Origin of the sequence: Ruegeria sp. HKCCD6157 (assembly GCF_013110685.1) — a bacterium.
Classification (GTDB): Bacteria; Pseudomonadota; Alphaproteobacteria; order Rhodobacterales; family Rhodobacteraceae; genus Ruegeria.
In genome coordinates this window covers 18,547-43,655 of sequence record NZ_WVRB01000003.1, presented here as the reverse complement: position 1 = coordinate 43,655, position 25,109 = coordinate 18,547, and the positions used below count along the sequence as shown (strand labels likewise).

Annotated in this window: 24 protein-coding genes and 2 pseudogenes; 17 read left to right on the top strand and 9 right to left on the bottom strand. The window is 57.8% G+C overall.

Going from position 1 to position 25,109, the window contains the following annotated elements; all coding sequences use genetic code 11:
* Nucleotides 1–11: 11 nt before the first annotated feature.
* Together GS612_RS12110 and GS612_RS12105 are read right to left on the bottom strand one after the other, a co-directional pair.
* Complete coding sequence (locus GS612_RS12110) at nucleotides 12–1,214, bottom strand: acyl-CoA dehydrogenase (protein ID WP_171640622.1); 1,203 nt, start codon at nucleotides 1,212–1,214, stop codon at nucleotides 12–14.
* Nucleotides 1,211–2,386 (bottom strand): pyridoxal phosphate-dependent aminotransferase, encoded by a 1,176-nt coding sequence (locus GS612_RS12105; protein WP_171640620.1) that lies wholly within the window; start codon nucleotides 2,384–2,386, stop codon nucleotides 1,211–1,213. The genes GS612_RS12110 and GS612_RS12105 overlap by 4 nt, the downstream gene beginning before the upstream one ends.
* 89 nt (nucleotides 2,387–2,475) lie before the next feature.
* Between GS612_RS12105 and GS612_RS12100 the strand changes: the two genes are divergently transcribed.
* Nucleotides 2,476–3,381: a LysR family transcriptional regulator gene (locus GS612_RS12100; RefSeq protein WP_253286164.1), complete on the top strand. Its 906-nt coding sequence runs from the start codon at nucleotides 2,476–2,478 to the stop codon at nucleotides 3,379–3,381.
* A 44-nt stretch (nucleotides 3,382–3,425) separates the two neighbouring features.
* Here the strand turns inward: GS612_RS12100 and GS612_RS12095 are convergent, their stop codons facing one another.
* On the bottom strand, nucleotides 3,426–4,301 hold the full coding sequence (locus GS612_RS12095; RefSeq protein WP_171640616.1) for a LysR family transcriptional regulator: 876 nt from the start codon (nucleotides 4,299–4,301) through the stop codon (nucleotides 3,426–3,428).
* A 132-nt stretch (nucleotides 4,302–4,433) separates the two neighbouring features.
* Between GS612_RS12095 and GS612_RS12090 the strand changes: the two genes are divergently transcribed.
* From GS612_RS12090 to GS612_RS12030, 13 genes and pseudogenes are all read left to right on the top strand, one after another.
* Nucleotides 4,434–5,399, top strand: coding sequence for an NAD(P)-dependent oxidoreductase (locus GS612_RS12090; protein ID WP_171640614.1), 966 nt, complete (start codon nucleotides 4,434–4,436; stop codon nucleotides 5,397–5,399).
* 35 nt (nucleotides 5,400–5,434) lie between these two features.
* Nucleotides 5,435–5,647, top strand: coding sequence for a hypothetical protein (locus tag GS612_RS12085; protein WP_152460119.1), 213 nt, complete (start codon nucleotides 5,435–5,437; stop codon nucleotides 5,645–5,647).
* Nucleotides 5,648–5,745: 98 nt separating this feature from the next.
* Nucleotides 5,746–6,777: a sterol desaturase family protein gene (locus GS612_RS20695; protein WP_171640612.1), complete on the top strand. Its 1,032-nt coding sequence runs from the start codon at nucleotides 5,746–5,748 to the stop codon at nucleotides 6,775–6,777.
* A gap of 170 nt (nucleotides 6,778–6,947) precedes the next feature.
* Nucleotides 6,948–7,763 (top strand): PaaX family transcriptional regulator C-terminal domain-containing protein, encoded by an 816-nt coding sequence (locus tag GS612_RS12075; protein WP_171232340.1) that lies wholly within the window; start codon nucleotides 6,948–6,950, stop codon nucleotides 7,761–7,763.
* 231 nt (nucleotides 7,764–7,994) lie between these two features.
* A complete protein-coding gene (gene pcaF, locus GS612_RS12070) occupies nucleotides 7,995–9,197 on the top strand; it encodes a 3-oxoadipyl-CoA thiolase (protein WP_171640610.1) in 1,203 nt (400 codons plus the stop codon).
* 15 nt (nucleotides 9,198–9,212) lie between these two features.
* The gene (gene paaA / locus GS612_RS12065) at nucleotides 9,213–10,190 is read left to right on the top strand and encodes a 1,2-phenylacetyl-CoA epoxidase subunit PaaA (protein WP_171640608.1); all 978 of its coding nucleotides are present in this window, start codon (nucleotides 9,213–9,215) and stop codon (nucleotides 10,188–10,190) included.
* 23 nt (nucleotides 10,191–10,213) lie between these two features.
* Entirely contained in the window at nucleotides 10,214–10,498 is a 285-nt protein-coding gene (gene paaB, locus GS612_RS12060; protein ID WP_171118424.1) for a 1,2-phenylacetyl-CoA epoxidase subunit PaaB, read from the top strand.
* The gene (gene paaC, locus GS612_RS12055) at nucleotides 10,498–11,256 is read left to right on the top strand and encodes a 1,2-phenylacetyl-CoA epoxidase subunit PaaC (protein WP_171640606.1); all 759 of its coding nucleotides are present in this window, start codon (nucleotides 10,498–10,500) and stop codon (nucleotides 11,254–11,256) included. The genes paaB and paaC overlap by 1 nt, the downstream gene beginning before the upstream one ends.
* A 6-nt stretch (nucleotides 11,257–11,262) precedes the next feature.
* Nucleotides 11,263–11,721, top strand: coding sequence for a 1,2-phenylacetyl-CoA epoxidase subunit PaaD (gene paaD / locus GS612_RS12050; protein ID WP_171118426.1), 459 nt, complete (start codon nucleotides 11,263–11,265; stop codon nucleotides 11,719–11,721).
* Between the two features lie 13 nt (nucleotides 11,722–11,734).
* A complete protein-coding gene (locus tag GS612_RS12045; RefSeq protein WP_171640604.1) occupies nucleotides 11,735–12,808 on the top strand; it encodes a 2Fe-2S iron-sulfur cluster-binding protein in 1,074 nt (357 codons plus the stop codon).
* Between the two features lie 13 nt (nucleotides 12,809–12,821).
* Nucleotides 12,822–13,583, top strand: coding sequence for a Phenylacetic acid catabolic protein (locus GS612_RS12040; RefSeq protein ID WP_171640602.1), 762 nt, complete (start codon nucleotides 12,822–12,824; stop codon nucleotides 13,581–13,583).
* Between the two features lie 81 nt (nucleotides 13,584–13,664).
* Nucleotides 13,665–13,949 (top strand): annotated as a pseudogene (locus GS612_RS12035) (transposase); the annotation flags it as partial.
* A 228-nt stretch (nucleotides 13,950–14,177) separates the two neighbouring features.
* Nucleotides 14,178–15,809, top strand: coding sequence for a bifunctional aspartate transaminase/aspartate 4-decarboxylase (locus tag GS612_RS12030; protein ID WP_171640599.1), 1,632 nt, complete (start codon nucleotides 14,178–14,180; stop codon nucleotides 15,807–15,809).
* A gap of 117 nt (nucleotides 15,810–15,926) precedes the next feature.
* On the opposite strand, the gene aspT is transcribed toward GS612_RS12030, so the two are convergent.
* The 3 genes and pseudogenes from aspT to GS612_RS12010 all read right to left on the bottom strand — a co-directional run bounded on the left by aspT (nucleotide 15,927) and on the right by GS612_RS12010 (nucleotide 19,760).
* Nucleotides 15,927–17,627, bottom strand: coding sequence for an aspartate-alanine antiporter (gene aspT / locus GS612_RS12025; RefSeq protein WP_171640597.1), 1,701 nt, complete (start codon nucleotides 17,625–17,627; stop codon nucleotides 15,927–15,929).
* Between the two features lie 234 nt (nucleotides 17,628–17,861).
* A pseudogene (locus GS612_RS12020) lies at nucleotides 17,862–18,454 on the bottom strand (IS5 family transposase).
* A gap of 205 nt (nucleotides 18,455–18,659) precedes the next feature.
* Nucleotides 18,660–19,760 (bottom strand): zinc ABC transporter substrate-binding protein, encoded by a 1,101-nt coding sequence (locus GS612_RS12010; RefSeq protein ID WP_171640595.1) that lies wholly within the window; start codon nucleotides 19,758–19,760, stop codon nucleotides 18,660–18,662.
* Nucleotides 19,761–19,817: 57 nt separating this feature from the next.
* Between GS612_RS12010 and GS612_RS12005 the strand changes: the two genes are divergently transcribed.
* The 3 genes from GS612_RS12005 to GS612_RS11995 are packed head-to-tail and all read left to right on the top strand — an operon-like array spanning nucleotide 19,818 to nucleotide 21,870.
* On the top strand, nucleotides 19,818–20,330 hold the full coding sequence (locus tag GS612_RS12005) for a transcriptional repressor (protein ID WP_171640593.1): 513 nt from the start codon (nucleotides 19,818–19,820) through the stop codon (nucleotides 20,328–20,330).
* 2 nt (nucleotides 20,331–20,332) lie between these two features.
* Nucleotides 20,333–21,073 (top strand): metal ABC transporter ATP-binding protein, encoded by a 741-nt coding sequence (locus tag GS612_RS12000; RefSeq protein WP_152460133.1) that lies wholly within the window; start codon nucleotides 20,333–20,335, stop codon nucleotides 21,071–21,073.
* A complete protein-coding gene (locus tag GS612_RS11995; RefSeq protein ID WP_171641014.1) occupies nucleotides 21,073–21,870 on the top strand; it encodes an iron chelate uptake ABC transporter family permease subunit in 798 nt (265 codons plus the stop codon). The genes GS612_RS12000 and GS612_RS11995 overlap by 1 nt, the downstream gene beginning before the upstream one ends.
* Nucleotides 21,871–21,993: 123 nt before the next feature.
* Here GS612_RS11995 and GS612_RS11990 read toward each other — a convergent pair whose 3' ends face one another.
* The 3 genes from GS612_RS11990 to GS612_RS11980 are packed head-to-tail and all read right to left on the bottom strand — an operon-like array spanning nucleotide 21,994 to nucleotide 25,105.
* Nucleotides 21,994–23,067 carry a BMP family ABC transporter substrate-binding protein gene (locus GS612_RS11990; protein ID WP_171640590.1) on the bottom strand — a complete coding sequence of 358 codons (1,074 nt, stop codon included), beginning with the start codon at nucleotides 23,065–23,067 and terminating at the stop codon, nucleotides 21,994–21,996.
* A 31-nt stretch (nucleotides 23,068–23,098) separates the two neighbouring features.
* Nucleotides 23,099–24,019: an ABC transporter permease gene (locus tag GS612_RS11985; protein ID WP_171232333.1), complete on the bottom strand. Its 921-nt coding sequence runs from the start codon at nucleotides 24,017–24,019 to the stop codon at nucleotides 23,099–23,101.
* 3 nt (nucleotides 24,020–24,022) lie between these two features.
* The gene (locus tag GS612_RS11980) at nucleotides 24,023–25,105 is read right to left on the bottom strand and encodes an ABC transporter permease (protein ID WP_171640588.1); all 1,083 of its coding nucleotides are present in this window, start codon (nucleotides 25,103–25,105) and stop codon (nucleotides 24,023–24,025) included.
* Nucleotides 25,106–25,109: the final 4 nt, after the last annotated feature.

The following is a 25,109-nucleotide window of genomic DNA, read 5'->3' as shown; positions in this document are numbered from 1 at the left end:
GTCAGATGTCCTTAGGCGAAGGCTTGCAGACCTGTCTGCGCACGGCCCAGGATCAGGGCATGCACATCATGGGTGCCTTCATAGGTGTTGACGGTTTCAAGGTTCACCATGTGGCGGATCACGTGGAAGTCCTGACTGATCCCGTTGCCACCATGCATGTCGCGGGCATGGCGGGCGATCTCAAGCGCCTTGCCGCAATTGTTCCGTTTGATCAGGCTGACCATCTCGGGCGCGGCGCGGGCTTCGTCCATCAGGCGACCCACGCGCAGCGCCGCTTGCAGGCCCAGCGTGATCTCGGTCTGCATGTTGGCAAGCTTCAGCTGGAACAATTGTGTCTGCGCCAGCGGACGGCCGAACTGTTTGCGGTCAAGCCCATATCGCCGGGCCGCGTGCCAGCACGCCTCGGCAGCGCCCATCGACCCCCAGGCAATGCCGTAACGCGCACGGTTCAGACAGCCGAACGGGCCTTTCAAACCTTCGACATTGGGCAGCAGGGCGTCCTCGCCGACCTCGACATTGTTCATCACGATCTCACCGGTGATCGAGGCGCGCAGGGACAGCTTGCCTTCGATCTTGGGCGCCGACAGTCCAGCCGTTCCCTTGTCCAGGACAAAGCCCTTGATCTTGCCGCCATGCGCCTCGGATTTGGCCCAAACGACGAACACATCGGCGATCGGGGCGTTCGAGATCCACATTTTCGACCCGTTCAGCACATAGCCGCCCTCGGTTTTCTTCGCGACAGTCTTCATCGATCCGGGGTCCGAACCGGCATCGGGTTCCGTCAGCCCGAAGCAGCCGATAAATTCGCCGGTTGCCAGTTTGGGCAGGTACTTCTGACGCTGCTCTTCGGTGCCGTACGCGTAGATCGGATACATCACCAGGCTGGACTGCACCGACATCATCGAACGATAGCCGCTGTCCACACGCTCGACCTCGCGCGCGACCAGGCCATAGGTCACATAGCTGGACCCAATGCCGCCATATTCCTCGGGGATGGTTGTTCCCAGCAAACCCATCTCACCCATCTCGCGAAAAATGGCCGGGTCGGTTTCCTCATTGGCAAACGCGGCAGTTACCCGAGACAGCAGCTTGTCCTGCGCGTAGGCATGTGCAGCATCACGAACCATGCGTTCGTCTTCGGCCAGCTGGTCTTCCAGCAGGAACGGATCGTCCCAGGTGAAGGGGCCAAGGTGCGGGGCGGATTGAGGTTTCATGCAAGTTTCCTTTCCACAGCGGTTTTCAGACGCGCAAGGCCCGCTGCAATTGTATCTTCAGCATATGCGAATGACAGGCGAAGATGGCCCGGCATCCCAAAGGCGCGGCCGGGCACCAGGGCAACGCCGGCATCTTCCAGCAACCACGTGCAGAATTCCGCGTCGCTGTCAAATGGTCCGCCTTGTTCCTTCAACAGGCCAGTGCAGGACGGAAAGGCGTAAAACGCCCCGTCCGGGGTGGAACAGCGCAGCCCGGGTACTGCGTTCAACCCGTCGACGACCAGATCGCGGCGCGCGGCAAAGAGGGCGCGACGCTCCTCCAGTAACTCGGGGTCGCAAGTGATCGCGGCCAGCGACGCCCATTGCGAGATCGAGCATGCCCCCGATGTGACCTGACCCTGAACAGCGACCATTGCGTTTATCAGATCGGACGGTCCGATCCCCCAGCCGATGCGCCATCCGGTCATCGACCACGCCTTGGCCACACCGTTGACGATCAGCATGCGATGGGTCAGCGCCGGGGCGGCCTCGGCCGCGGAGGTAAAAGGTGCAAAGCTGAGATGGCGATAAATCTCATCGGCCAGAACCCAGACCTGCGAGTGGCGCTCCAGCACTTCTGCCAGCCCCGCAAGTTCTTCCTTCGAGTAAATCGCGCCCGACGGGTTCGAGGGTGAATTCAGCATCAGCCAGCGCGTGCGCGGCGTGATGGCGGCCTGCAATTGTTCAGGCAGCAGTTTGAAGCCCTGCTCCATCGGGCAGGGCAGAACAACCGGCACCCCACCTGCCATCCGGACAATATCGGAATAACTCGTCCAATAGGGGGCGGGCATGATGACCTCGTCGCCGGGGTTAAGGCTGGCCAGCATCGCATTTGCAATCACCTGTTTCGCGCCTGTTGATACGATGACCTGAGCCATCTCGGCACCTGCCTGTCGGGCAATTTCCGTGCGCAGTTCAGGCACACCCGCAGTGGGCGGGTACTTGGTTTTGCCCTCCAGTGCCGCTGAATGCGCAGCTTCGACCACATGGGGCGGCGTCGGCAGGTCCGGTTCGCCGGTTGACAGCGCCAGAATATCACGCCCTTGGGCGCGCAGGCGGGCGGCGGCCTCTGAGATCTGGACGATTTCCGACAATTCGATACCGTTCAACCGGTCAGCGCGCTGGAACACCATGAACCTTCCTCTGCAAACAGGTTCGGTTTTAGCCACAAAGCCACTTGAGAAAAATACGCCAATGAGTATCTTTTCAGTGACTAAAACTCATGAATTCCATGCCCCGGATCAACTCACTGCCATCGCTGGCCCTTATGCGCAGTTTCGAAGCCGCCGCGCGCCATGAAAGCTATACCATGGCGGCCGAAGAGCTTGGCGTGACGCAAAGCGCGATCAGCCGCCAGGTCCGAGAGCTTGAGGCCGCGATTGGCGTTACGCTGTTTCGGCGGGTTGGACGCGCAGTGCGCCTTTCCAAAGCGGGGCGGGCCTTGCGGGACGAGCTGGCAGGTGATCTTGAACGTCTCAGTGGTACGATCAACCGTGCGATTGCAGCCGGAGACGGTGCGTCGCTTTTGACCCTGGCCGTCCTGCCCACCTTTGCGACACGGTGGCTGGTGCCGCGCCTGCCGGATTTCAAAACGCGCCATCCCGGGATCGAACTGGATCTGCACTCTTACACGACGCCTTTCAGCCTTGAAGAACGACGTATGGATCTGGCCATCCATTTCGGGCAGGAGGATTGGCCGGGCGCGCAATTGCGCAGGTTGTTCCCCGAGCATCTGGTGGTCACGGCAGCACCCGCGCTGCTGAGACGTCACAGGCTGGACACCCGCGCGCAAACCTTTGAGCTGCCGCTTTTGCATCTGACCTCGCGCCCCGAGCTGTGGTCTACCTATCACTCTCAGCTCGGGCTGGATCCGGGAGCGGTTTTTCCGGGGATGCGGTTTGATCAGTTCTCGATGCTGATCGAGGCCGCCGTCGTCGGTTTGGGTGCCGCCATTCTGCCCTCGTATTTGATTGAAGAAGAGCTGGCGTCCGGCGTTTTGACCGAAATCGGCCAGATCGCCAACACGTCGAACAGCGCCTATTACATCGCGACGCCAACAGGTCAGAAGAACGACGCCGTTCAAGTTTTTGCAAACTGGATCAGCAAGCAGACGCGGGCACGCGCGTAACTGGTCAAATAGAGAAGATCGAACTCATTGCCCGCAGGCACATCTCAGGCGAAAATCTGTTTGAGCCAGGTTTCAAACATCTGTTTGGCAGCAGAGTTCGCGTTCGATCTCTGGCCATCGACAAGGAAATGGCTCTGTTCGATTGGAATGGCGTCCCCGACTATCGCGATGGACCTTCCGGCCTTGATTGCGGTTCTGGCAAAGCGCTCAAGGATTACCGCGTATCCTCCACCTTCCGCCACGATGTCCACGGCGGCAATTGTCGTGTCCACGGTGAAGGAAGACGCCGCAGGAGAATACTCTGTGCCGAAAGCGGAAAAATACCGGTGCCACATGTCCTGAAATCCCAAAATCTGTATCTGGGGTTTGACCAGCAGTTCTTGCACCGAAGGCCATTTCCGATCTCGTGATCCGGCTGCAACCGGTACGATACGCTCATCCGAGATCTTGCTGAACGGCCCGTCCGTCCATTCCCCGTTTCCCAAACGCAGCTCGACATCGACGTTTTCGCTGCCCGCGGATTCTGCCCAGATATTTGAAACCAACCTGATCGATACACCCGGGTGTGCGCGTGAAAACTCGGGCAATCTGCCGGCAAGGAACAAGCTGGCCGTGGAAATCGGCACACGCACGACCAGCTCGTGCTTGTGACCGGAGCCAAACAGGCTTGCGGTCGACAGATCAATATCGCCCAAGGCGCGCCGAACTGAAAACGCATAGGCCTGCCCGACCTCTGTCAGGCTGAGGTTGCGCGCGGCACGAAAGAACAAAGGGCAGCCCAGCTGTGCTTCCAATGAGCGGACATGCAGGCTCAGGGCCGTCTGTGTGATGCCAAGCTCTTCTGCCGCAGCAGTAAAGCTCATATGCCGTGCGGCACAGTCAAAAGACCGCAGCCAGACCAGATTGGGCGATTTTGACATTTCCAGCACCAAAAAATTTTATGGATACCGGCGATATTTATTCGTTTTACACGCTGCATTCAACGCCCGTAGATTTCATCAGGGAAAAACAGCGCTGGTCCTCTGATTGGCCACCGGAAAGGGAACGCAGGTATGAAAGTTGGATTCATCGGCCTTGGAAATGTCGGCGGGAAACTCAGTGGCAGTTTGCTGCGCAATGGCGTTGATCTGACCGTGCATGATCTGAACTCTGACCTGGTGTCCGGTTTCGTCGACCGCGGGGCAAAGGCTGCCGAGAATCCGGCACAACTGATGCGGGATTGTGATGCGGTGATTACCTGTCTGCCTTCTCCGGCGGCTTCGGACGCTGTGATGCGGGACATGCTGCCCGAAGTGACCGAGGGCAAAATCTGGATGGAGATGTCCACCACGGATGAAGCAGAGGTCAAGCGTCTGGGTGCGATGGTGAAGGAACGCGGTGGCGCTGCCGTCGATTGTCCGGTCTCGGGGGGGTGTCATCGGGCGGATACCGGCAACATTTCGATTTTTGCCGGATGTGATCGCGCCACGTTCGAACGTATTCTGCCCTTTCTGACCACGATGGGGCGTCGCATCCTTCATACCGGTGAGTTGGGATCTGCTTCGGTGCTGAAAGTGCTGACCAACTATCTGGCCACTGCAAACCTGATCACCTGTTCAGAGGCGCTTGTCGTCGCCAAGGCCGCCGGAATGGATTTGAATACGGCGTATGAGGCAATGAAGATCAGTTCGGGAACATCCTTCGTGCATGAAACCGAAAGTCAGGTCATCCTAAACGGATCTCGCGATATCTCGTTCACGATGGACCTGGTGTTGAAGGATATCGGCCTGTTTCAGGAGGTGGCGGATCGCGCCGGGGTGCCGCTGGAGATCAATCCGCTGATGATCGAGATTTTCAAGGACGGTATCGAGAACTACGGCCCTCGTGAGTTTTCCCCCAACATCATCCGCCGGCTCGAAGACAAAACCGGGCTGGATATCCGCGCGCCGGGGTTCCCATCGGAAATGCTGGACGATGAACCCGAAGAGCCCGGTTACGAAGTGATCCCGCAAGGATCTGACCTGAAGGCCGCCGAGTAGGGCGGTGCGCGGCGGGCAGGAAACGGATCTACAGCATGGCGGATCATCATTCTTGCGCCGTTGCATTCGCTGACATGGGGGGATCCTGCATCACGCCTGAAGCAAATCGGCTGAAACGTCTGGCCGTTTTTCGTGCCGCCGTTGCTGTGGGGAACGGTTCGCTTTCCGCTGCCGGTGTCCGCAAGAAACCGGATGGGCGGGGCAGGTTGCACAAGGCGCTCGATAACCACCGCCCGTTCCACGAATAGGTCGCATCATGTATCGCCGGCCATCACGCAAATATCCTTACGAGCCGCCTCCGGCTTGGTCCTGAAAAAGGCGACTTTATTCAGGAAAGGACAATCACGTGACGACCCAAGACGCGAACCCTCAGGACATCACCAAAGCAAGCCCCGAGCCCGGCCCCATGAGCCGCGAATGGCATTGGCACCCGGACTTGCCGGTGAAATACGCCCCGTACTGGAACTGGCCGCCGAAAATCGGCGTCCTGGCGAAATGGGTTTGGCAGAACTGGCTTCAGTTCTCGGACCGCTCGATCTTTCTGGCCTTGGCCTTCCTTGTGGCCTTCTGGGTACAACCCGTCGATGCCGGGCAGGCCTCGTTTGCCCCGGGCTGGATGTCATGGGTATTCATTCGGAACTGGGTGCTGCTGTTGATCGTCGCCGGTGGTCTGCACATGTGGTTCTACGGCGTTGATGGGCAGGGAAAGCTGCTGAAATACGACCCACGGCCTTACATGAAGCGCAAGAACGCTTTGTACAAGTTCGGCTATCAGACCTGGGACAACATCTACCATTCGATGGTCTTTGGCGCGACATTCCTGTCGATGCTGGAGTGCTTTCTGCGCTGGATGTACGCCAACAATTACATCGCCACGCTCAGCTTCGCTGTACATCCGGTCTGGTTCGTGCTGCTGTTTCCGATCCTGGCGATCTGGCAGAGCTTTCATTTCTACGTTGTGCATCTGTTTCTGCACCAGCCGTTCATCTACAGAGATGTTCACGCCGTGCATCATCGCAACGTCAACACCGGCCCATGGTCGGGCATGTCGATGCATCCGGTCGAGGCTTTGGGGTATCTCAGTGCCATCCTGATCGTGCTGGTACTGCCCAGCAACCCGGTGCACATGATCTTTCTGGGGTATTGGCTGATGTTGGGTGCCGCCTCGTCTCATTCCGGGTACGAGGCCATCTGGGCGCGCGACCGTCAGGCGTTGTTGATCGGGGCGTTTTTCCACCAGTTGCATCACCGGTATTACGAATGCAATTACGGCAACGCGGAAATGCCCTGGGACAAGTGGTTCGGAACCTATCACGATGGCTCGGACGAGGCCACAAAACGGACTCGCAACCGCAAACGTGACATGCACGCCAAATAGAGCGGCAGGCAACGCGGGCCGCGCGCAGGTGGCGCTGCCTCGGCCCATCATTTGTCTGGCCCGACACCGCTTGATTGAACCGATCCCGTTGGCGAAATCCTGACCCTGAACGAAACTGTTTGCGCGCGGGGCCGGATGGCATTTCCTTCGGGTCCGATTATACTGGGCAAATGAAAGATACCGCTCCAGACTGGTTTGAAACCTGTGTCAGCCGGCTGACCACGACAAGCACCCAGCGGGTGTGGTCTGTTCTGGTCACGATTTTCGGCGATCTGGCGCAGGATGGATCAGATCAGATCAGCGGATCACTCATCACCGCGCTTACGCGTCTGGCGGGGATCAGGGCCGAGGCCACGCGTGTTGCCCTGCATCGGTTGCGCAAGGAAGGCTGGATTGAAAGCACGCGGGTCGGTCGGAACAGTGTGCACAGGCTGACCAGCTTTGGCCGCCGTCAAAGCGTTGCAGCCGCACCGCGTATCTATTCCCGCGACCCGAACATGCCGGATATCTGGCATGTCCTCATCGCCAGCAACTCGGAAAGTTCCCGAAAGGAATTGTCGGACCTGATGCTGACAGGGGATTACTTCTCGTTGAATGCGTCCACGGCCATGGCGCCCGGGCCGATGCCGGATGATCTTGAGGAGCTTCTGGGTTTCGAGAGCGACACGATGTCCGTCCCGAACTGGCTTCGCGACCTGTGCGGGCCGGAGCCGTTGAAAACCGCCTATGATCAGTTCTGGGATGCCATTCAGGTGGTTGAGCGGCTTTTGCCCGCAGAGGGGGCGGGCGATCCGATGCGTTCGGCGGTACTGCGCGTACTGGTGGTGCATGCATGGCGACGTATCGTTCTGCGCCATCCAAGCCTGCCGCCGGTTTTCCTGCCGGACGACTGGAAAGGCGCCGCATGCAGAGAAGCTGTCTCGCACTTGTTGGACAGGCTGCCGCGCCCCTCGCTATCGAGCTTGGAAGCCGAGCTGATGGACTGACCCACAGCGGGGCAAAGTTCGGGCGAGCTGTTGGATGTCCTGCCATCGCGAAGGGCTGCATCGTCTTTTTTGCGGTCAAGAACACCTCTTTGGTAGGCAGCCACCCTTAATGTTACAAGATGTGCAGTATATGAGATGATTGAGTAACATAAGGCTTGCATCGAATCAGGGGAGGATTTATTAACCGACCAGACGGTTGATATTGTTCCACGGGAACAGGAGTACTCTAAGATGGACGCTTTCATTTGTGACGCGACGCGCACTCCGATCGGACGCTACGGAGGGGCGCTCTCGTCGGTCCGCACAGATGATCTGGCTGCTCTGCCGTTGGCGGCATTGAAAGCGCGCAACCCTCAGGTCGACTGGGCCAGTGTTGACGACGTGATCTATGGCGATGCCAATCAGGCGGGCGAGAGCAACCGAAACGTTGCGCGTATGGCGGCGCTGTTGGCGGGTTTGCCGATTGATGTGCCGGGAACGACGGTGAACCGTCTGTGTGCCAGCGGCATGGACGCCGTGGGAATGGCGGCGCGCGGCATCAAGGCGGGCGACTATGATTTGGCCATTGCGGGTGGCGTGGAAAGCATGTCCCGTGCGCCGTTCGTCATGCCCAAGGCAAGTTCGGCGTTCACCCGCAGCAACGCGGTTTACGACACCACGATCGGATGGCGTTTCGTGAACCCGAAGATGAAGCAGGCATACGGCGTCGATTCCATGCCGCAAACGGCCGACAATGTCGCCGAAGATTATGGTATCAGCCGGGAAGACCAGGATGCCTTTGCCGCGCGCAGCCAGTCCCGCTGGGCCGCCGCGCATGTGGCTGGGGTGTTCAAGGATGAAATCACCCCGGTTTCGGTTCCCCAGCGCAAGGGCGATCCGATTGTTATTGATACGGACGAGCACCCGCGCCCGGGAACTACGGCAGAAAAACTCGCGGGTCTGAAAGGTGTGAACGGGCCCGACAAAACCGTGACGGCGGGAAATGCGTCCGGTGTGAATGATGGCGCGGCGGCGATCCTGATGGCGAATGAGGCCGCAGCAGCCAAGAACGGTCTGACCCCGATGGCCCGTGTGGTTGGCATGTCCGTTGCGGGTGTTGCGCCACGTGTGATGGGCATCGGCCCGGTGCCGGCCAGCCGCAAGGTGTTGGCCCGGGCAGGGCTGAGCGTGGATCAGATGGACGTGATCGAACTGAACGAGGCGTTTGCGTCTCAGGGCCTTGCCACCTTGCGCGAGCTGGGTCTTCCCGACGACGCGCCCCACGTGAACCCCAACGGTGGCGCAATAGCGCTGGGCCACCCCCTTGGCATGAGCGGTGCGCGTCTTGTGCTGACCGCGGCCTATCAATTGAAACGTACCGGCGGGCGCTATGCCCTGTGCACCATGTGTGTGGGTGTCGGGCAGGGTGCGGCCCTTTTACTTGAACGCGTGTAACGGAGGAGACGGGACATGTATGCTCAGATGGTAGAATCCGAAGCGTCGAATGAAGATCCGGACAAGCTTGCTGAATTCCAGGCGCGGATCGACGCGGATATCAAGATCGAGCCAAAGGACTGGATGCCGCACGGGTATCGGAAGACGCTGATCCGTCAGATTGGACAGCACGCTCATTCCGAGATTGTGGGCCAATTGCCCGAAGGCAACTGGATCACGCGCGCGCCGACGCTGGAGCGGAAGGCGATCCTTCTCGCCAAGGTGCAGGACGAGGCCGGGCACGGTCTTTACCTGTATTGTGCCGCCGAAACGTTGGGTGTCAGCCGCGATGAACTGACCGAGATGCTGCTGGATGGCCGCATGAAATACTCGTCGATCTTCAATTACCCGACCTTGAACTGGGCCGATATCGGTGCCGTCGGGTGGCTGGTTGACGGGGCGGCGATCATGAACCAGGTGCCGCTGCAAAGAACGTCCTACGGGCCGTATTCGCGCGCGATGATCCGCATCTGCAAGGAAGAAAGCTTTCACCAGCGTCAGGGTTACGATGCCATTCGCAAAATGGCCGAAGGTACGCCCGAGCAACGCAAGATGGCGCAGGATGCGATGAACCGCTTCTGGTACCCGTCACTGATGATGTTCGGCCCGTCCGACAAGGACTCGGTGCATTCGGCCCAGTCGCTGGCTTGGAAGATCAAGATCAATACCAATGACGAGCTGCGCCAGAAATTCGTCGACCAGACTGTGCCGCAGGCTGAATATCTGGGTCTGACAATCCCTGATCCGGATCTGAAGTGGAATGAAGAGCGGGGGCATTACGACTTTACGGAACCCGACTGGTCGGAATTCTTTGACGTGATCAAGGGCAACGGCCCCTGCAACGTGGATCGGCTGGCCGCGCGCAACAAGGCATGGGACGACGGCAAGTGGGTCCGTGACGGGCTGTTAGCCCACGCCCGCAAGAAACAGGCCGGCAATCTGGCTGCTGAATAAGCTTACCCTGAGGAGGATACCCGATGAATACCGAATGGCCCCTGTGGGAAATCTTCATCCGCGGTCAGCATGGGATGAGCCACCGACATGTCGGTTCGCTACATGCCCCTGACGCGGAAATGGCAATCAAGAACGCGCGCGATGTCTACACCCGCCGCAACGAAGGCGTCTCGATCTGGGTGGTCGAAGCCAACAACATCTCGGCGTCGTCACCCAGCGACAAAGGCCCGCTGTATGAACCGAGTCAAAGCAAAGTTTACCGCCACCCGACCTTCTTCGACATTCCCGATGAAGTGGGGGCAATGTGATGACCCGGGACGAGGCATTTCTGCAATTCCTGCTGCGGATGGGGGACAACACCCTGATCCTCGGCCATCGTGTCAGTGAGTGGTGCGGCCATGCGCCGGTTCTGGAAGAAGACATAGCGCTGGCCAACACTGCGCTGGACCTGATTGGTCAGACCCAGATGTGGCTGGGCCTTGCCGGAGAGGCAGATGGTGGCAAAAGCGCCGACGATCTGGCCTTCCTGCGCGACGCCTGGGATTTCCGCAACGTGTTGCTGGTCGAAGTGCCGAACGGCGATTTCGGCCGTACGCTGATGCGTCAATTCCTGTTCGATGCGTGGCACTCGATCATGCTGGGGCGGCTGATGGCTTCCTCGGACGAGCGCGTCGCGGCAATCGCCGCCAAGGCCAACAAGGAAGTGACCTACCATCTGGAACGTTCGGGCGACACGGTTGTCGGTCTTGGCGACGGAACCGAGGAAAGCCATGCCCGGATGCAGGATGCACTGGATTACCTGTGGCCCTATGTGGGCGAGATGTTTGCCAGCGACGAGGTGGACGCCCAGATGGTCGCCGCAGGGATTGCGCCGAACCCGGCGGATTTGCGAGAGGAATACGACACTCTGGTCGAGCGGGTCCTCAATCAGGCGACGCTGACCATTCCGGAAAGCCGATTTGCCCATAAAGGCGGCCGCGACGGGCGCATGCATACCGAACATCTGGGCCATCTGCTGACGCAGATGCAATGGCTGCAACGCGCCTATCCCGGAGCAAAGTGGTAAAAGCGGATGCGGGTCTCGACTGACCAGATATGGAGCTGGCTGGATGCCGTGCCCGATCCCGAAATCCCGGTGATCTCCGTCGTGGATTTGGGCATTGTTCGCGATGTGCGCTGGGACGCTGACACGCTGGTCGTAACCGTCACGCCAACGTATTCCGGTTGCCCGGCGACATCCATCATCAGTATGGATATCGAAACCGCCCTGCGCGATCACGGCATCGGGGATCTGCGCATAGAAACCAGCATTTCACCCGCCTGGACCACCGATTGGCTCAGCGAAAAAGGCCGCGCCAAGCTGGAAGATTATGGCATTGCGCCGCCGCAACCCGCGGGCGGCCCGGATCGCTGCCCCCATTGCGGCAGTAAAGCAGTCGAAAAGGTCAGCCAGTTCGGCTCGACCCCGTGCAAGGCCCATTGGCGCTGCGCGGACTGTCTGGAACCCTTTGACTATTTCAAGTGCATCTGAGGAGGAGCACCGGATGGCACGTTTTCACGACCTGAAAGTCACCGACATCCACAAAACCATCCGCGATGCGGTTGTCGTTACGCTTGAACCCGTTAACGGCGCAGCGGAACAGTTCGACTTCGCCGCCGGCCAGTACCTGACGTTCCGGCGCGAATTCGACGGTGAAGAACTGCGCCGCTCCTACTCCATCTGTGCCGGCAAGGATGACGGTGTTCTTCAGGTTGGCATAAAACGTGTCGAGGGTGGCGCGTTCTCAAGCTGGGCAAATGAGGACCTCAACATAGGTGACGTCGTGCAGGCGATGCCGCCCATGGGCAATTTCCACGTGCCCATCGATGCGGATGCGGAAAAACAATATCTTGGCTTCGCCGGCGGATCGGGGATCACGCCTGTTCTGTCGATCCTCAAAACCACGTTGGCCCGCGAACCCAAATCCCGATTTACGCTGATCTATGCCAACAAGGGCATCAACACGATCATGTTCCGTGAGGAACTGGAGGATCTGAAAAACCTCTATATGGGTCGGCTGAACGTCATCCACATTCTGGAAGCCGACGCGCAGGAGATTGACCTGTTCACCGGTCTGGTAACGCAGGAAAAATGCCGCGAGCTGTTCAAGCACTGGATCGATGTCAAGAATGCAGACACCGCATTCATCTGCGGACCAGAGCCGATGATGCTGGGTATTGCCGCCGCTCTGCGGGAACACGGTCTTGAGGACAGCCAGATCAAGTTCGAACTCTTCGCCAGCGCCCAGCCGGGTCGGGCCAGGCGCACGGCAGACGCGGCTGACGCAGGCACGCAGGCAAACCAGACCAGTGCTTCGATCACACTGGACGGCGCGACGCAGACCGTCACCTTGCCGAAGGATCAGTCCATTCTGGATGCCGCCCTGGAAAACGCCATGGATGCACCTTACGCCTGCAAGGCCGGGGTCTGTTCAACCTGCCGCTGCCGTGTTCTTGAGGGCGAAGTCGAGATGCTCGCCAATCACGCGCTGGAAGATTACGAGGTCGAAAAAGGTTACGTGCTGAGTTGTCAGGCTTACCCGGTGACCGACCGCGTGGTCGTGGACTACGACCAGTAAAGGGAGAGGATCAATGACCGACGCCATGACACTTGACAGCTATCTGGCCGCAGGCGGAGTGCTGACCAATCCGACCAACGTACCGCCGCGTTACCGCGCCGAGCTGATGAAACTGATGGCTACGTTTGTGGACAGCGAACTCGCAGGTGCCGCAGGCTTTGCTGATGTCATCAACCAGGGCCCCGGCATAAAGGAACGCATCGCGGCGGCGAAGATCGTGCTGGAAAAGACGGACCATGCGGACCGGGTTCTGAAAATCATGGGTGAGTTCGGCGCCGACACGGATCGTTATGCCACGCATCACCCGTGGACTGCCCGGTTGGATCGAAAAGCGGATATCGGCGCGACCCGCAGCGAACATGACATGCGGCTTGCGGTGTTCAATTATCCGATTTCCGGTTGGACTGATGCCGTCGTCATGAACCTGCTGATGAGCCGTGCCGTGGCAGAGCAACTGGCGGAGTTCTCGACCGTCTCTTACCAGCCACTGGCCGAGGCTTTCCGGCAGATCGCACCGATCGAGGCGCATCACGGCGAACTGGCGTTGGAAGGTGCGTTGAAGCTGGTTGAAAACGGAGCGTCGCAAGACATGCAAGACGCTGTGGACTATTGGTGGCCACGCGTAGCAGTGTCTTTCGGGAGGGATGACCCGAACCGATTTGAGCATCTGAGATCACTTGGTTTGCGCCATAGCACCAACGCTGCCCTTCGGGAGCGTTGGGCTCGGTCAGCGGACGAAGCTCTGAAACAGCTGGGTTTGAAATCACCCTCATAGTGCCACGATGCATCCAATTTCAAGGTACTTCAGGGTACACGTCCTAGAAAACAGAGCGGTGAAACGGGTGATCCTTTCTGGTTGACCGACGAGCAGGTGGCCAGGCTCGCCCCCTTCTTAGCGGAGTCGCTTGGCACGCCTAGGGTCGATGACAAACGGGTATTGAGCGGGATTATCTCCATTAATCGCAACTGTTCGCGGTGGCGCGACGTTCCCGAGAAATACAGAGCGCACAACTCGCTTTACAGCCGGAGAAAGCGTTGGTGCGAGAAAGGTATCTTCGCCGGAATGCTGGCCGGCCTTGTTGTCGGGCAGGGCGAGAAGAAGACTGTGATGATCCCTATCGTGACATCATTGGCGTGCCACTCTGTTGGGCAATAGGCGCGACCTGTTTCAGGATATTTCAATCAGCGATCGCACCCGCAGCAACAGTCGTTTACTGGTTAGGAATCGCGACCCCAGAGCCTGTTTTGAAGTTCATGGTTTTCTTTTCGTCGGTCGCTCCATTCTGATAGTTCTGTTTACATTTGCTCATCACCTTGCATACGATCCGGTTGAATTCTTTCGATTGTTCTAACGCAAAGGTTTGATGCCATGGCAGAAACGCTGGACCTGCATAAGTTCGAGAACCTAAGTCCTTTCCAGATCAAAGACGAACTCATAAAGCTGGCGCAGAGAGAGTCGCGCCAAATGGCGCTGCCATATTTGAACGCAGGGCGCGGCAACCCGAATTGGATCGCTACCAAGGCACGAGAGGCGTTCTTCCTTTTGGGTCAGTTCGCGATGACCGAGGCACAGCGACATCGCAATGAACCACAAGTTGGACTAGCCGGTATGCCACAAGGGCCGGGATGTTACGAACGGCTCAAGGCATACTGCACCGACACGTCTGAAAATAACGGTCCTCCAGGCGCAGATACTTTGGTGGCCGTGGTGGATTTTGCGATTGAAAAATTTGGTTTCACAGCAGACGATTTCGTACTCGAATTGACCGACGGTATCATTGGCGACCACTACCCGATGCCGGACAGGTGCTTGGAACACAATGAGGCGATCGTCCACGAATACGTGATGTGGGCGATGTGCGCAGGCCATCGGCCCGACGCAAAGTTCGATATCTACGCAGTAGAGGGCGGAACTGCTGCGATGTGCTATATTTTCAAGGCGCTCAAGAACCAGCGGTTGCTTAATGCAGGCGACACAATTGCATTGGGCACGCCGATCTTCACGCCTTATCTGGAAATGCCGGTGCTTGAAGATTACGGGTTGAATACTGTGGATGTGTCTTCTGCTGAAGAAGATCATTTTCAACTTAACGACAACGATTTTGAACTGCTGGCCGATCCCAAAGTCAAAGCGCTGTTCTTGGTCAACCCAGGGAATCCATCCTCTGTCGCGATCAGCCCCGAAGTCATGACCCGACTTGTGGACTTAGTAAAGACCCGCCGTCCTGACCTGATCATATTGACAGATGATGTCTACGGCACCTTCGTACCTGACTTTCAATCGGTGATGGGGCATCTTCCTGAAAATACGATCGGGGTTTACTCCTACTCGAAGTATTTCGGTTGCACGGGCTGGCGTCTGGGCGCAATTCTGGTGGCCGAGAACAACATCTTCGACAAGATGATTGCTGAGGCACCGGACGAGACCAAAGTCGTGGTGAACGCCCGGTATGAATCGCTGACCCCCGACCCGTCCTCGTTCAAGTTCATTGATCGGATTGTCGCCGACAGCCGGGATGTCGCACTAAATCACACTGCGGGTCTGTCGGTGCCACAACAAGTGATGATGACATTGTTCTCGCTTGTTGAATTGATGGACCAAGAGAAAGTTTATCAGAAATTCTGTTGGGGTATCTTGAAGCACCGTTTTGATGAACTGGTCGACGGATTGGGCATTAAAGTCGCCGACAACCCTTTGTTCGACAAGTATTATGGCATCATAGATTTCGAGTTCTGGCTGCGGAAATACGTCGGCGAAGATGTGGTTGAATGGATCAAGGAAAACGTTCACCCGTTGGATATCTCGTTCAAACTGGCACAGGACCACGGGATCGTGCTGTTGAACGGGTCCGGTTTTGATGCGCCCAACTGGTCTGCACGCGTGTCTTTCGCCAATTTGGACGACAGCGCCTATCGCCAGATCGGTCGCGCTGTACGGGCTGTGGCCGTTGGGTATGTGCAGGCTTATCGTGCGTCAAAAGGATTGCCGTTGCACGGTTAAAGACATGGCCGCTGAGGACGCAGGCGACCCAAACTATCAGCCTGTCTTCTCAGCGGGTCATGCCCTAGCCGCATGCCACATGGTTGCGTTCGAAAGTTGAGGTCATTCTGAAGCGACTTACGGTACAAACGCCACAACGAGCGGGCCCCAGAGCGTCAAAAAGATATTTGCAACCGCATAGGTCATGGTGAACGCTGGCGTGGGGGTGGAGTTCCCTGCCTTTTCAAGCAACGTCGCAAACCCCGGGTTCCCGGACCGGGACCCGGTAACAACCGCGCAGGCTTCGACCGGGTTTTTGATGCGCAAGACATAGTAGTTAATTGGGAATTGAACAATCATTGGCATCATTGTGACCAGCACTCCCAACAGAAGCAGGGTAACGCCGTACTGTTGAATTGCTTCCAGAGCAGGTTTACCGGCATTCAAACCAACAACCCCGACGAATACCGCCAATCCGAAACTCTGCAGAAAATTTGCGGCCCCATGGTTGATCCCGCCGATCTTGGGTCGGCGAATACGCAAATACCCGATTATCAACCCTGTCACGAGGCACCCAAGGCCCGAGCCGAGCGACACTTTGGTTCCAGCGATCACGAAGCTAATTTCGCCAATCAAATAGCCAATTGCCACACCAATCCCCAGCGCGATGAAATTTGTGGCCGAAGCCAATGGCGGTACATATCCCGCCTCTTTTGCCGCACGGTTCAAATCGTCTTTGTGGCCGACGATGCAGATCTCATCGCCTGCATGAATTTCGGTATTTTGCAGCACCGGCACTTCGTGACCCATTCGGATAATCTTTGAGATGTGAACGCCGCGTCGTTGATCGGCTGTCAGGGCTTCGCGCAATTCGAAAAGAGTTTTACCTGTCAGTTTCCGATTAGTGACAACAACATTTCGACGTTCTTCCACCACCGTCAATTCAGGTGGGTACTCACCAATTTCTCCGCTTGCACTACCTTCGAACCGGGTCAGGGTTGTAACAAGCCCCGATACAACGATGACGTCTCCTGGGCTGATAACCATGTCCGGTTTCGGATCTAAGGGGGCACCTTCATGCAGAAGTTTCTCGACGATCAGGTCGCCGTCGTAAGTGTCTTCGATGGATTTAACTGACTTTCCTGCAATCGAGGCGTCGGAACCTACCTGATAGGCACGGGCGTTAAAGCGGTTCATTGGGAGGAACTCGCCTTCTTCCAGTTTGCGACCACCTCCGCTGAGTTTTTGGGCCAGCTTAATCGCCTCTTTACGCAGATCCACGCGCATTATGATTGGAATGACACTCACCGCCAAAATTGGCCCGATCGAGCCGAAGATGTAAGTGACTGAATATCCCACGGCGATGTTGGTTTTGAGCTTTTCCGCTTCGTCAGCAGCCAGCCCAAGCAGGTCGATGGCATTTCCAGCGGTACCAATGATTGCGGATTGCGTAAGCCCTCCTGCAGCCAGCCCGGCGGCCAACCCTTTGTCCAACCCAGCCAAACGGGCGACGACCACCACAAAGAAAAGTCCCCAGACAGTCATCATAAATGCAGCCAGTAGCTTGGTAAGTGCGGTTCGGTTCAGAGCTGCAAAAAATTGAGGACCACCATTATAGCCGACCATAAAAATGAAGAGAGAGAAGAAAATATTCTGGACATCGGTGCTCAGGTTAATGCCCCCGATTTGACCTACAAGAACGGCCACCAAAAGGGTTCCGGCGATGCCACCAAGTTCGAACTTGCCGACCCTGAACTTTCCAACGCCGTAACCTAAGCCCAGACAAAGAAACAGCGCCATAATCGGGAAGGTACGAAGCTGCTCAGAAATCAATTCCATTTTGAAATCTCCTGCGTCTCTCTTCAGGGTCGTTCCGATCAAGATACAGTGACTAACTATATTGAAAACAAAAAAACAATGTGACTGACGTAGCGCGAGGATTTAAGAACACAGCGCTTCGCATCTCTATTCCGGCGGAAAGGTTTCGAAAAAGAGCTAATGTGCTTGGGCGAGGATTCCCAGTCAGTGGATGACGGTTTCTTTGAGTGCAGTCGCTGATTGGAAGACCCCGGATCAACGGTGATAGCGGGTTGCCGCACGCCTCCAATTCTTAAGCCCGCCAAACATAGTTTCGATGCAGTTGCGGCGCTTGTCTTACTTGACTGGCATCACGGCCACGTTCCCCAAGCAGCCAATCCACATTTGGGATGCTACTGAGCAGAGCCCGGGCGTCGATGTAATCACTGTCGCTCCCGGCGGTCACGAACAGGTTGAGCGGGCGACCCTGGCCATCGCAGGCGGGCATCAGCTTGGTATTCATGCCGCCCTTGATGCGCCCGATCAGGCGGCCGCGCCCCCCTTTTTTCGGCCATACCGGTTTCATTGCGATGTGCCATGAGATAGGTCGCGTCCATTGCCCGGCAGGGGATCGAGTTCTTCCTTTCGCCGTGCCCGGCAACCAGCTCGGCCAACATTCAGGCGAAGATACCTTTCTTGCACCAATGCTTCCACCGGCTGTTAAGCGTCTTGTGATCTCTGTATTCCTCGGGAGTATCGCGCCACCGCGAACCATTGCAGTTGATGAAGATAATCCCGCGTAACACCGGTTTGTCATCAACCCGAGGCCCGCCGTGCGACTTCACGAAGAAGGGGGCATGCCTAGCCATCTGCGCGCCGGTCAACCAGAAAAAATAACGCGTGTCACCGCTTCGTTTTTCAAGCCGTGAACCGTGCCGCGCAGTGAATACGGATGCACCATCGCAATATATATGAAGTAGCTGCCGATTTTTTCGGTCGCCGAGTTGGTCCGTCCCATCTCCTGGAAAGTTGAACCCGGCCGGTTTCTCAACCTGAGCCGGGTTTGCAACAGGGCTAGAGGCACTCGGCCAAGGTTCTTGCCATGTTGAGAATGACTTGCGGGTAGAGATCGGCTCCGGGTTCCAGATCTGAGCCCAGCGGATCGATTACGGCCGTCTTGGCCTCGGTGCCGTCCAGCACGGTTTTGACGATGCCCGGGTTGAATTGCGGCTCGGCGAGAACGCAGTTGATACCTTCTTCGCGGATACGGGTTTGAATCTCGGCGATACGAGCCGGGCTCGGGTCCGAGGCGTCGGCGATGGAAATCGCACCTGCGGCCGGAAAGTCAAATGCATCCTCGAAATACTGGTAGGCGTCGTGGAACACGACGAAGCTTCCTCCGCGAACCGGTCCAAGCGTCTCGGCCACTTGTTCAGACAGCGCGGCCATTTCAGCGCGCGCGGCTGCGGCATTGGCAAAATATGCACTTGCATTGTCCGGGTCGGCAGACGACAGATGCGCGGCGATCAGATTCAGCCAGGTTTCTGCATTTGCCGGTGAAAGCCACGCATGTGGGTCGTGCGCGCCATGCGCGTGATCATGATGCTCATCATGCTCATCATGCTTTTCTTGATCGGCATGTTCTTCGTGATCGTGATCATCATCCTTGGCGTGGTCGTCGTGATCGTGCTCGTGGTCATCATCCTTTGCATGGTCGTCGTGACCATGTTCATGATCATCATGATCGTGCCCGTTATCTTCGATGTGCTCATCATCATGATCATGTTCGTCTTCGCCGCCATGATCATGTGCCTCGAAAACAGCGCTTTCGCGGAACTCCAGAAGAACCGTACCATCCGCGTCAAGAAGGGACGTGACCGTCGCACTGTCGGCAAGGGTTTCGATGGCACTTTCCATCCAAGGTGTCAGGTCTTCTCCTACCCAGAACACCAGATCGGCATCCTGCAATGCGGCCGCCTCGGACGGGCGCAGGTTGTATTCATGAGGCGAGGCACCTGGTGCGACGATCAGGGCCGGTGTTCCGACGCCGTCCATAACCCGGGAAACGAGCGAGTGGATCGGTGCGATATCGACCGCGACGTTCGGAACGTCCGCAATGGCCGTTCCTCCCATCAATGCAACCGTGATCGAAACTGGAAGAAGCTTTCTGGACATCAGACCCTCTGTGTGATTTTATAACGTTACGAGTGGCAATACAAGATATGAAATAACATGACAAGCGATACGAACCCTGCCTCTGTCGATGAGGCGGCCCCGGTCGGGTTTCAGGAACATGACCATCAGAGTTGCGTCAAAACTGCGTTGGTATCCGCCGAGGCGCGCTGCGAGGGCGAGGGGCTGCGCCTGACACCGGTTCGCCGCAAGGTCTTGGAAATGCTGCTGCAAGAGCATCGGGCCCTTGGTGCCTATGCAATTCTTGACCGCCTGCGAGAGGAAGGGTTCGGGTCTCAACCTCCGGTCGCCTATCGGGCGCTTGATTTCCTTGTTCAAAACGGCTTCGTTCACAAGATCGAGCGGTTGAATGCATTTGTTGCCTGCTCTCATCCCGGCGCGTCGCATTCGCCGGCATTCATGATTTGCAGAAAGTGCGATGCCGTTGCCGAGGCGCAGTCCACGCCGGCCAGAGGTGTTCTGGGTGCCGCTGCGCGCGCAGCGGGTTTCGAGATCGAGCGAACGGTTGTAGAAGCCGAGGGACTTTGCCCCGACTGCACCGAAAAGGCCTGAAAATGACGCTCGTCTCTGTCGAGAATCTCAGTGTTCGCTATGGTTCAAACACTGTTCTCAGCCATGTGGACATGGCTGTCGAACCCGGCGAGATCGTCACCATCGTCGGGCCGAACGGGTCGGGCAAAACCAGCCTGTTGCGCGCCATTATCGGTGCGACCAGGCCAAGTGCCGGGCATGTATCGCTGAAACCCGGATTGAAGATCGGGTACGTGCCGCAGAAACTGCACGTGGATCCCACCTTGCCAATCTCGGTCGAGCGATTCATGCGACTGACCGACCGTGTCTCCGGCCGTCAGTGCGTCGAGGCATTGGAAAAAGCGGGCGTCCCGGATCTGTTGAAACGTCAGATGTCGCAACTGTCCGGCGGGCAGTTTCAGCGTGTGTTGCTGGCGCGGGCGCTGATCAACCAGCCTGACCTTCTGCTGCTGGATGAGGCAACCCAGGGGCTGGACCAGCGCGGATCGGCGAGTTTCTATCAGCAGATTGAGGCCGTGCGCCGCGAAACCGGATGTGCAATCCTGATGATCAGTCACGAATTGCACGTGGTCATGAGCGCCTCGGACCGGGTGATTTGTCTGAACGGCCATGTGTGCTGTGAAGGATCGCCGGCGGTGGTCGCTTCGGCACCGGAATACCGGGCCTTGTTCGGAACGGGAACAGGCGGTGCGCTTGCCCTGTACCGGCACGAGCATGATCACCATCACGACCATGATGCAAATCCTCAGGAAGCGGCGGAATGATGCTTGACGATTTCATGATGCGTGCAACGCTTGCAGGTATTGGCGTTGCGTTTGCGGCGGCGCCTCTTGGATGTTTCGTGGTGTGGCGCCGCATGGCGTATTTCGGTGACGCTACCGCACATGCCGCGATTCTGGGCGTGGCCCTGTCGCTGACCTTTCAGATGTCGATCTTCACCGGTGCGCTGGCTGTTGCGTTGATTATGGCGCTGACGGTCACTTTGTTGGCGGGTCGTGGCTATGCGATGGACACGCTGCTGGGGGTCCTGGCGCATTCCGCCCTGGCGTTCGGTCTGGTTGCCGTTTCGTTTTTGTCCGGCGTCCGCATTGATTTGATGGCATATCTGTTCGGCGACATTCTTGCGGTATCCCGTTCGGATCTGCTTGTGATCTGGGGCGGCGCGGCGCTTGTCGTGGCGCTGATCGCCTGGCGATGGGCTCAGCTTTTGACGGCCACATTGAATGAGGAACTGGCCTATGCCAGCGGGTTCGACCCGAGGCGGGAACAGTTGATTCTGACACTTTCTCTGGCGGTGACCGTGGCTGTTGCGATCAAGGTCGTGGGGGTGTTGCTGATCGCGGCGATGCTGATCATTCCCGCGGCGGCGGCACGAAATTTGGCCCGATCGCCCGAATCAATGGCGTTGATAGCCGCCGCAATAGGCGCGATATCCTCGGTTGCGGGGTTACGGGCAGCTTATGTGTTCGATACTCCGGCAGGGCCATCAATTGTCTGCGTCGCCGCGGTCTTGTTTGCCTGTCTCAGTGTGGTGGGGTGGCGAAGACAGGGCAGGGCGTGATGGATCTGAGCTTGATTGCGCTGACCAGGTAAACTCATTCTTCGTTCGGCACCTCAGGTGCGCTCAGCACAAAAAGGGCCCGCACACGGATTGCGGGCCCTTTTTGTTCCTTGACGATACAGCTTACTGCGGAATTTCGCCTTCCAGCCCTTCAACATAGAAGTTCATGCCTGCCAGCGTGCCGTCGTCAGCGGTTTCGCCTTCAGCCAGCCAGTTGCTGCCGTCCTGCTTCTTCAGCGGACCGGTGAACGCGTGATAGCTGCCATCTGCAAGCGCCGCCTTCAGGGCCAGAGCCTCTTCCTTGACATCTGCGGGAACCGCGTCCGAAATCTCGCCGATTTCAACCATTCCTGCGCCGATACCGTCCCAGGTGTTGGAAGACGTCCAGGTCCCGTCCATTACGGCTTTTGTCCGCGCGATGTAATAGGGGGCCCAGTTGTCGATGATCGATGACACACGCGGAAGCGGTGCGTACTCGCTCATGTCCGACGCCTGACCGAAGGTGATCACATTGCCGGCTTCTTGCGCTGCTGCTTGCGGCGCTGTCGAATCGGTGTGTTGCAGGATTACGTCCGCGCCCTGCTCGATCAAAACGGTGGCGGCGTCAGCTTCTTTCGCCGGGTCGAACCACGTATAGGCCCAGACGATCTTGAACTCGACATCCGGGTTCACCTTCTTGGCGTGGATATAGGCCGAGTTGATTCCGCGGATCACCTCGGGGATCGGGTAGGAGCCGATATAGCCGATGATGTTCGACTTGGTCATTTTACCGGCGATGTGGCCCTGAACCGCGCGACCTTCGTAGAAACGGGCCGAGTAGACCGAGACGTTGTCGGCGGTTTTATAGCCGGTTGCGTGCTCGAACTTCACGTCTGGGAATTTCTTGGCCACGTTGATGGTTGGGTCCATGTAGCCAAACGAGGTGGTAAAGATCAGATCCGCGCCTTCCAGCGCCATCTGGGTCATCACACGCTCGGCATCTGGGCCTTCGGGAACGGATTCAACGAATACGGTTTCAACCTTGTCGCCGAACTCTTTTTCAACGGCCTGCCGGCCTTTGTCATGTTCATAGGTCCAGCCGCCATCGCCGACCGGGCCGACATAGACGAAACCGACCTTGGTCTTGTCTTCGGCCATGGCCCCCGAGGCCAGACCCAGCGCCATGGCGGCGCTCGTCAGAAGTGTAGTGAATTTCATGTGTTACTCCCCAAGTTGGTACTGTTGGCCCCTAGTGTGAGGCATGGAAGGTCCGGCCCAGCGAGGCAGGTGCGCTGCTCTTGTCAGCCGAAAGGATCACAAGCACAAGGATCGTGATGATATAGGGCGACATTGCCAGATACTCGACGGGAATGGCAACGCCCGCTGCCTGCAAATTAAGCTGCAACACGGTAATGCCGCCGAACAAATAGGCACCCAGCAGGACACGCCACGGCTTCCAGCTTGCAAAGACAACAAGGGCCAATGCGATCCAGCCGACACCGGCGGTCATGCCCTCGGTCCACTGCGGCACGCGGATCAGGCTGATATAGGCCCCGCCCAGACCAGCGCAGGCGCCGCCGAACATGATGGCCAGAATGCGGATCTTGATCACCTTGTAGCCCAGCGCATGCGCGGCATCGTGGTTTTCACCGACGGCCCGCAGGATCAGACCAAGACGGGTGTATTTCAGCACCGCCCAGACGGCCGCCGTGATCGCGATGCCGACATACAGGATCGGGTCATGTTGAAACAGGATCGGACCGACAACCGGAATATCGCTGATCAGCGGAATATGGATGTCGCCCATACTGGGGGGTTTGATCCCCACATAGCTTTGCCCCATCAACGCGCTGAACCCCAGACCAAACAGGGTCAGCGCCAGACCACTGGCCACCTGATTGGCCAGCGCAAACTGCGTCAGCAAGACGAACAGCAGCGATAGAACAGCGCCGCCGATCGCGGCAGCAACAAAGCCCAGCCAAGGCGAGCCGGTCTCGACCGAAATCGCGAAGCCGCTGATCGCACCGACAATCATCATGCCTTCGACGCCGAGGTTCAGAACGCCTGCTTTTTCAACGACCAGCTCTCCGATCGCGGCCAGCAGCAAGGGGGTCGCGGCCACCATCAGTGAAGCGACCAGAAGTACGGGATTGATTTCACCAAGGTCCATGGGTCACGCCACCTCGTTACGGGCCGCACGGATGCGGTAATTGGTCAATAGGTCGAAGGCCAGCAGGAAGAACAGCAGCATGCCCTGGAACACCTGAATGGCAGCGGCGGGCAGGCCCAGCTGCGACTGCGCGATTTCACCGCCGATATAGGTCAGCGCCATCAGGCCACCGGCCAGCAGAATGCCCACAGGGTGCAAACGGCCCAAAAAGGCCACGATGATGGCAGTGAACCCGTAGCCCACGTTGAAATCGATGCTGACAACGCCTGAAGGGCCGGAAACTTCGAACATGCCTGCAAGTCCTGCAAGCGCGCCGGACAAACCCAGACAGAACAGGATCAACCGGGCCGGGTTCACACCCGCAAATTTCGCGGCGCGCGGTGCTTCACCGGTCAGGCGGATGTGAAAGCCCAGCATGTGCCGGTTCAGCAGGACATAGGCAAAGATCACTGCGATCAACGCGGTCACAACACCCCAGTGCATGCCGGATCCGGCGATCAGTTCGGCATTGTGCGCACTGTCATAGGATTGCAGATTGCGGGACCCCGGGAAGCCAAACCCTTCGGGGTTCTTCAGCAAACCCAGAGAAACCGAGGCCAGCATCTGCTCGGCCACATAGACCAGCATCAACGAGACGAGAATTTCGTTGGTGCCGAAACGCACCTTCAGGAAGGCGGGGATCGTGGCCCACAACCAGCCGCCGAAGGCGCCGGCAATCACCATGATCGGAAAGATATAGAAGGCATCCAAAGGGTAAAAGGCCAGCCCGGCACCCGCCCCGAAGATGGCGCCCATGATATACTGTCCCTCGGCCCCGATGTTCCAGATGCCTGCACGAAAGCCCAGCGACAGACCGATGGCGATAAGCACCAGCGGAGCGCCTTTCACCAGCAGCTGCGGGCGGTAATAAAAGGCGAATTCACCAAAAAGAGGTTCCCAGAAGATGGTGCCGATGGCCTCAACCGGATTCTTGCCTAGTATGGCGAACAGTACTCCGCCAAAAAACATCGTCGCCAAAACTGCAACCAACGGCGTCGCATAAGACCAGACCCTGGAAGGCTGAGGACGTTTCTCCAGCACAATCATCAGC

Excerpts from the sequence above, each read along its gene's own strand:
- GS612_RS12110 (WP_171640622.1), bottom strand. The coding sequence starts at position 1,214 with ATGAAACCTCAATCCGCCCCGCACCTTGGCCCCTTCACCTGGGACGAT.
- GS612_RS12105 (WP_171640620.1), bottom strand. The coding sequence starts at position 2,386 with ATGGTGTTCCAGCGCGCTGACCGGTTGAACGGTATCGAATTGTCGGAA.
- GS612_RS12100 (WP_253286164.1), top strand. The coding sequence starts at position 2,476 with ATGAATTCCATGCCCCGGATCAACTCACTGCCATCGCTGGCCCTTATG.
- GS612_RS12095 (WP_171640616.1), bottom strand. The coding sequence starts at position 4,301 with ATGTCAAAATCGCCCAATCTGGTCTGGCTGCGGTCTTTTGACTGTGCC.
- GS612_RS12090 (WP_171640614.1), top strand. The coding sequence starts at position 4,434 with ATGAAAGTTGGATTCATCGGCCTTGGAAATGTCGGCGGGAAACTCAGT.
- GS612_RS12085 (WP_152460119.1), top strand. The coding sequence starts at position 5,435 with ATGGCGGATCATCATTCTTGCGCCGTTGCATTCGCTGACATGGGGGGA.
- GS612_RS12075 (WP_171232340.1), top strand. The coding sequence starts at position 6,948 with ATGAAAGATACCGCTCCAGACTGGTTTGAAACCTGTGTCAGCCGGCTG.
- pcaF (WP_171640610.1), top strand. The coding sequence starts at position 7,995 with ATGGACGCTTTCATTTGTGACGCGACGCGCACTCCGATCGGACGCTAC.
- paaA (WP_171640608.1), top strand. The coding sequence starts at position 9,213 with ATGTATGCTCAGATGGTAGAATCCGAAGCGTCGAATGAAGATCCGGAC.
- paaB (WP_171118424.1), top strand. The coding sequence starts at position 10,214 with ATGAATACCGAATGGCCCCTGTGGGAAATCTTCATCCGCGGTCAGCAT.
- paaC (WP_171640606.1), top strand. The coding sequence starts at position 10,498 with ATGACCCGGGACGAGGCATTTCTGCAATTCCTGCTGCGGATGGGGGAC.
- paaD (WP_171118426.1), top strand. The coding sequence starts at position 11,263 with ATGCGGGTCTCGACTGACCAGATATGGAGCTGGCTGGATGCCGTGCCC.
- GS612_RS12045 (WP_171640604.1), top strand. The coding sequence starts at position 11,735 with ATGGCACGTTTTCACGACCTGAAAGTCACCGACATCCACAAAACCATC.
- GS612_RS12040 (WP_171640602.1), top strand. The coding sequence starts at position 12,822 with ATGACCGACGCCATGACACTTGACAGCTATCTGGCCGCAGGCGGAGTG.
- GS612_RS12030 (WP_171640599.1), top strand. The coding sequence starts at position 14,178 with ATGGCAGAAACGCTGGACCTGCATAAGTTCGAGAACCTAAGTCCTTTC.
- aspT (WP_171640597.1), bottom strand. The coding sequence starts at position 17,627 with ATGGAATTGATTTCTGAGCAGCTTCGTACCTTCCCGATTATGGCGCTG.
- GS612_RS12010 (WP_171640595.1), bottom strand. The coding sequence starts at position 19,760 with ATGTCCAGAAAGCTTCTTCCAGTTTCGATCACGGTTGCATTGATGGGA.
- GS612_RS12005 (WP_171640593.1), top strand. The coding sequence starts at position 19,818 with ATGACAAGCGATACGAACCCTGCCTCTGTCGATGAGGCGGCCCCGGTC.
- GS612_RS12000 (WP_152460133.1), top strand. The coding sequence starts at position 20,333 with ATGACGCTCGTCTCTGTCGAGAATCTCAGTGTTCGCTATGGTTCAAAC.
- GS612_RS11995 (WP_171641014.1), top strand. The coding sequence starts at position 21,073 with ATGCTTGACGATTTCATGATGCGTGCAACGCTTGCAGGTATTGGCGTT.
- GS612_RS11990 (WP_171640590.1), bottom strand. The coding sequence starts at position 23,067 with ATGAAATTCACTACACTTCTGACGAGCGCCGCCATGGCGCTGGGTCTG.
- GS612_RS11985 (WP_171232333.1), bottom strand. The coding sequence starts at position 24,019 with ATGGACCTTGGTGAAATCAATCCCGTACTTCTGGTCGCTTCACTGATG.
- GS612_RS11980 (WP_171640588.1), bottom strand. The coding sequence starts at position 25,105 with ATGATTGTGCTGGAGAAACGTCCTCAGCCTTCCAGGGTCTGGTCTTAT.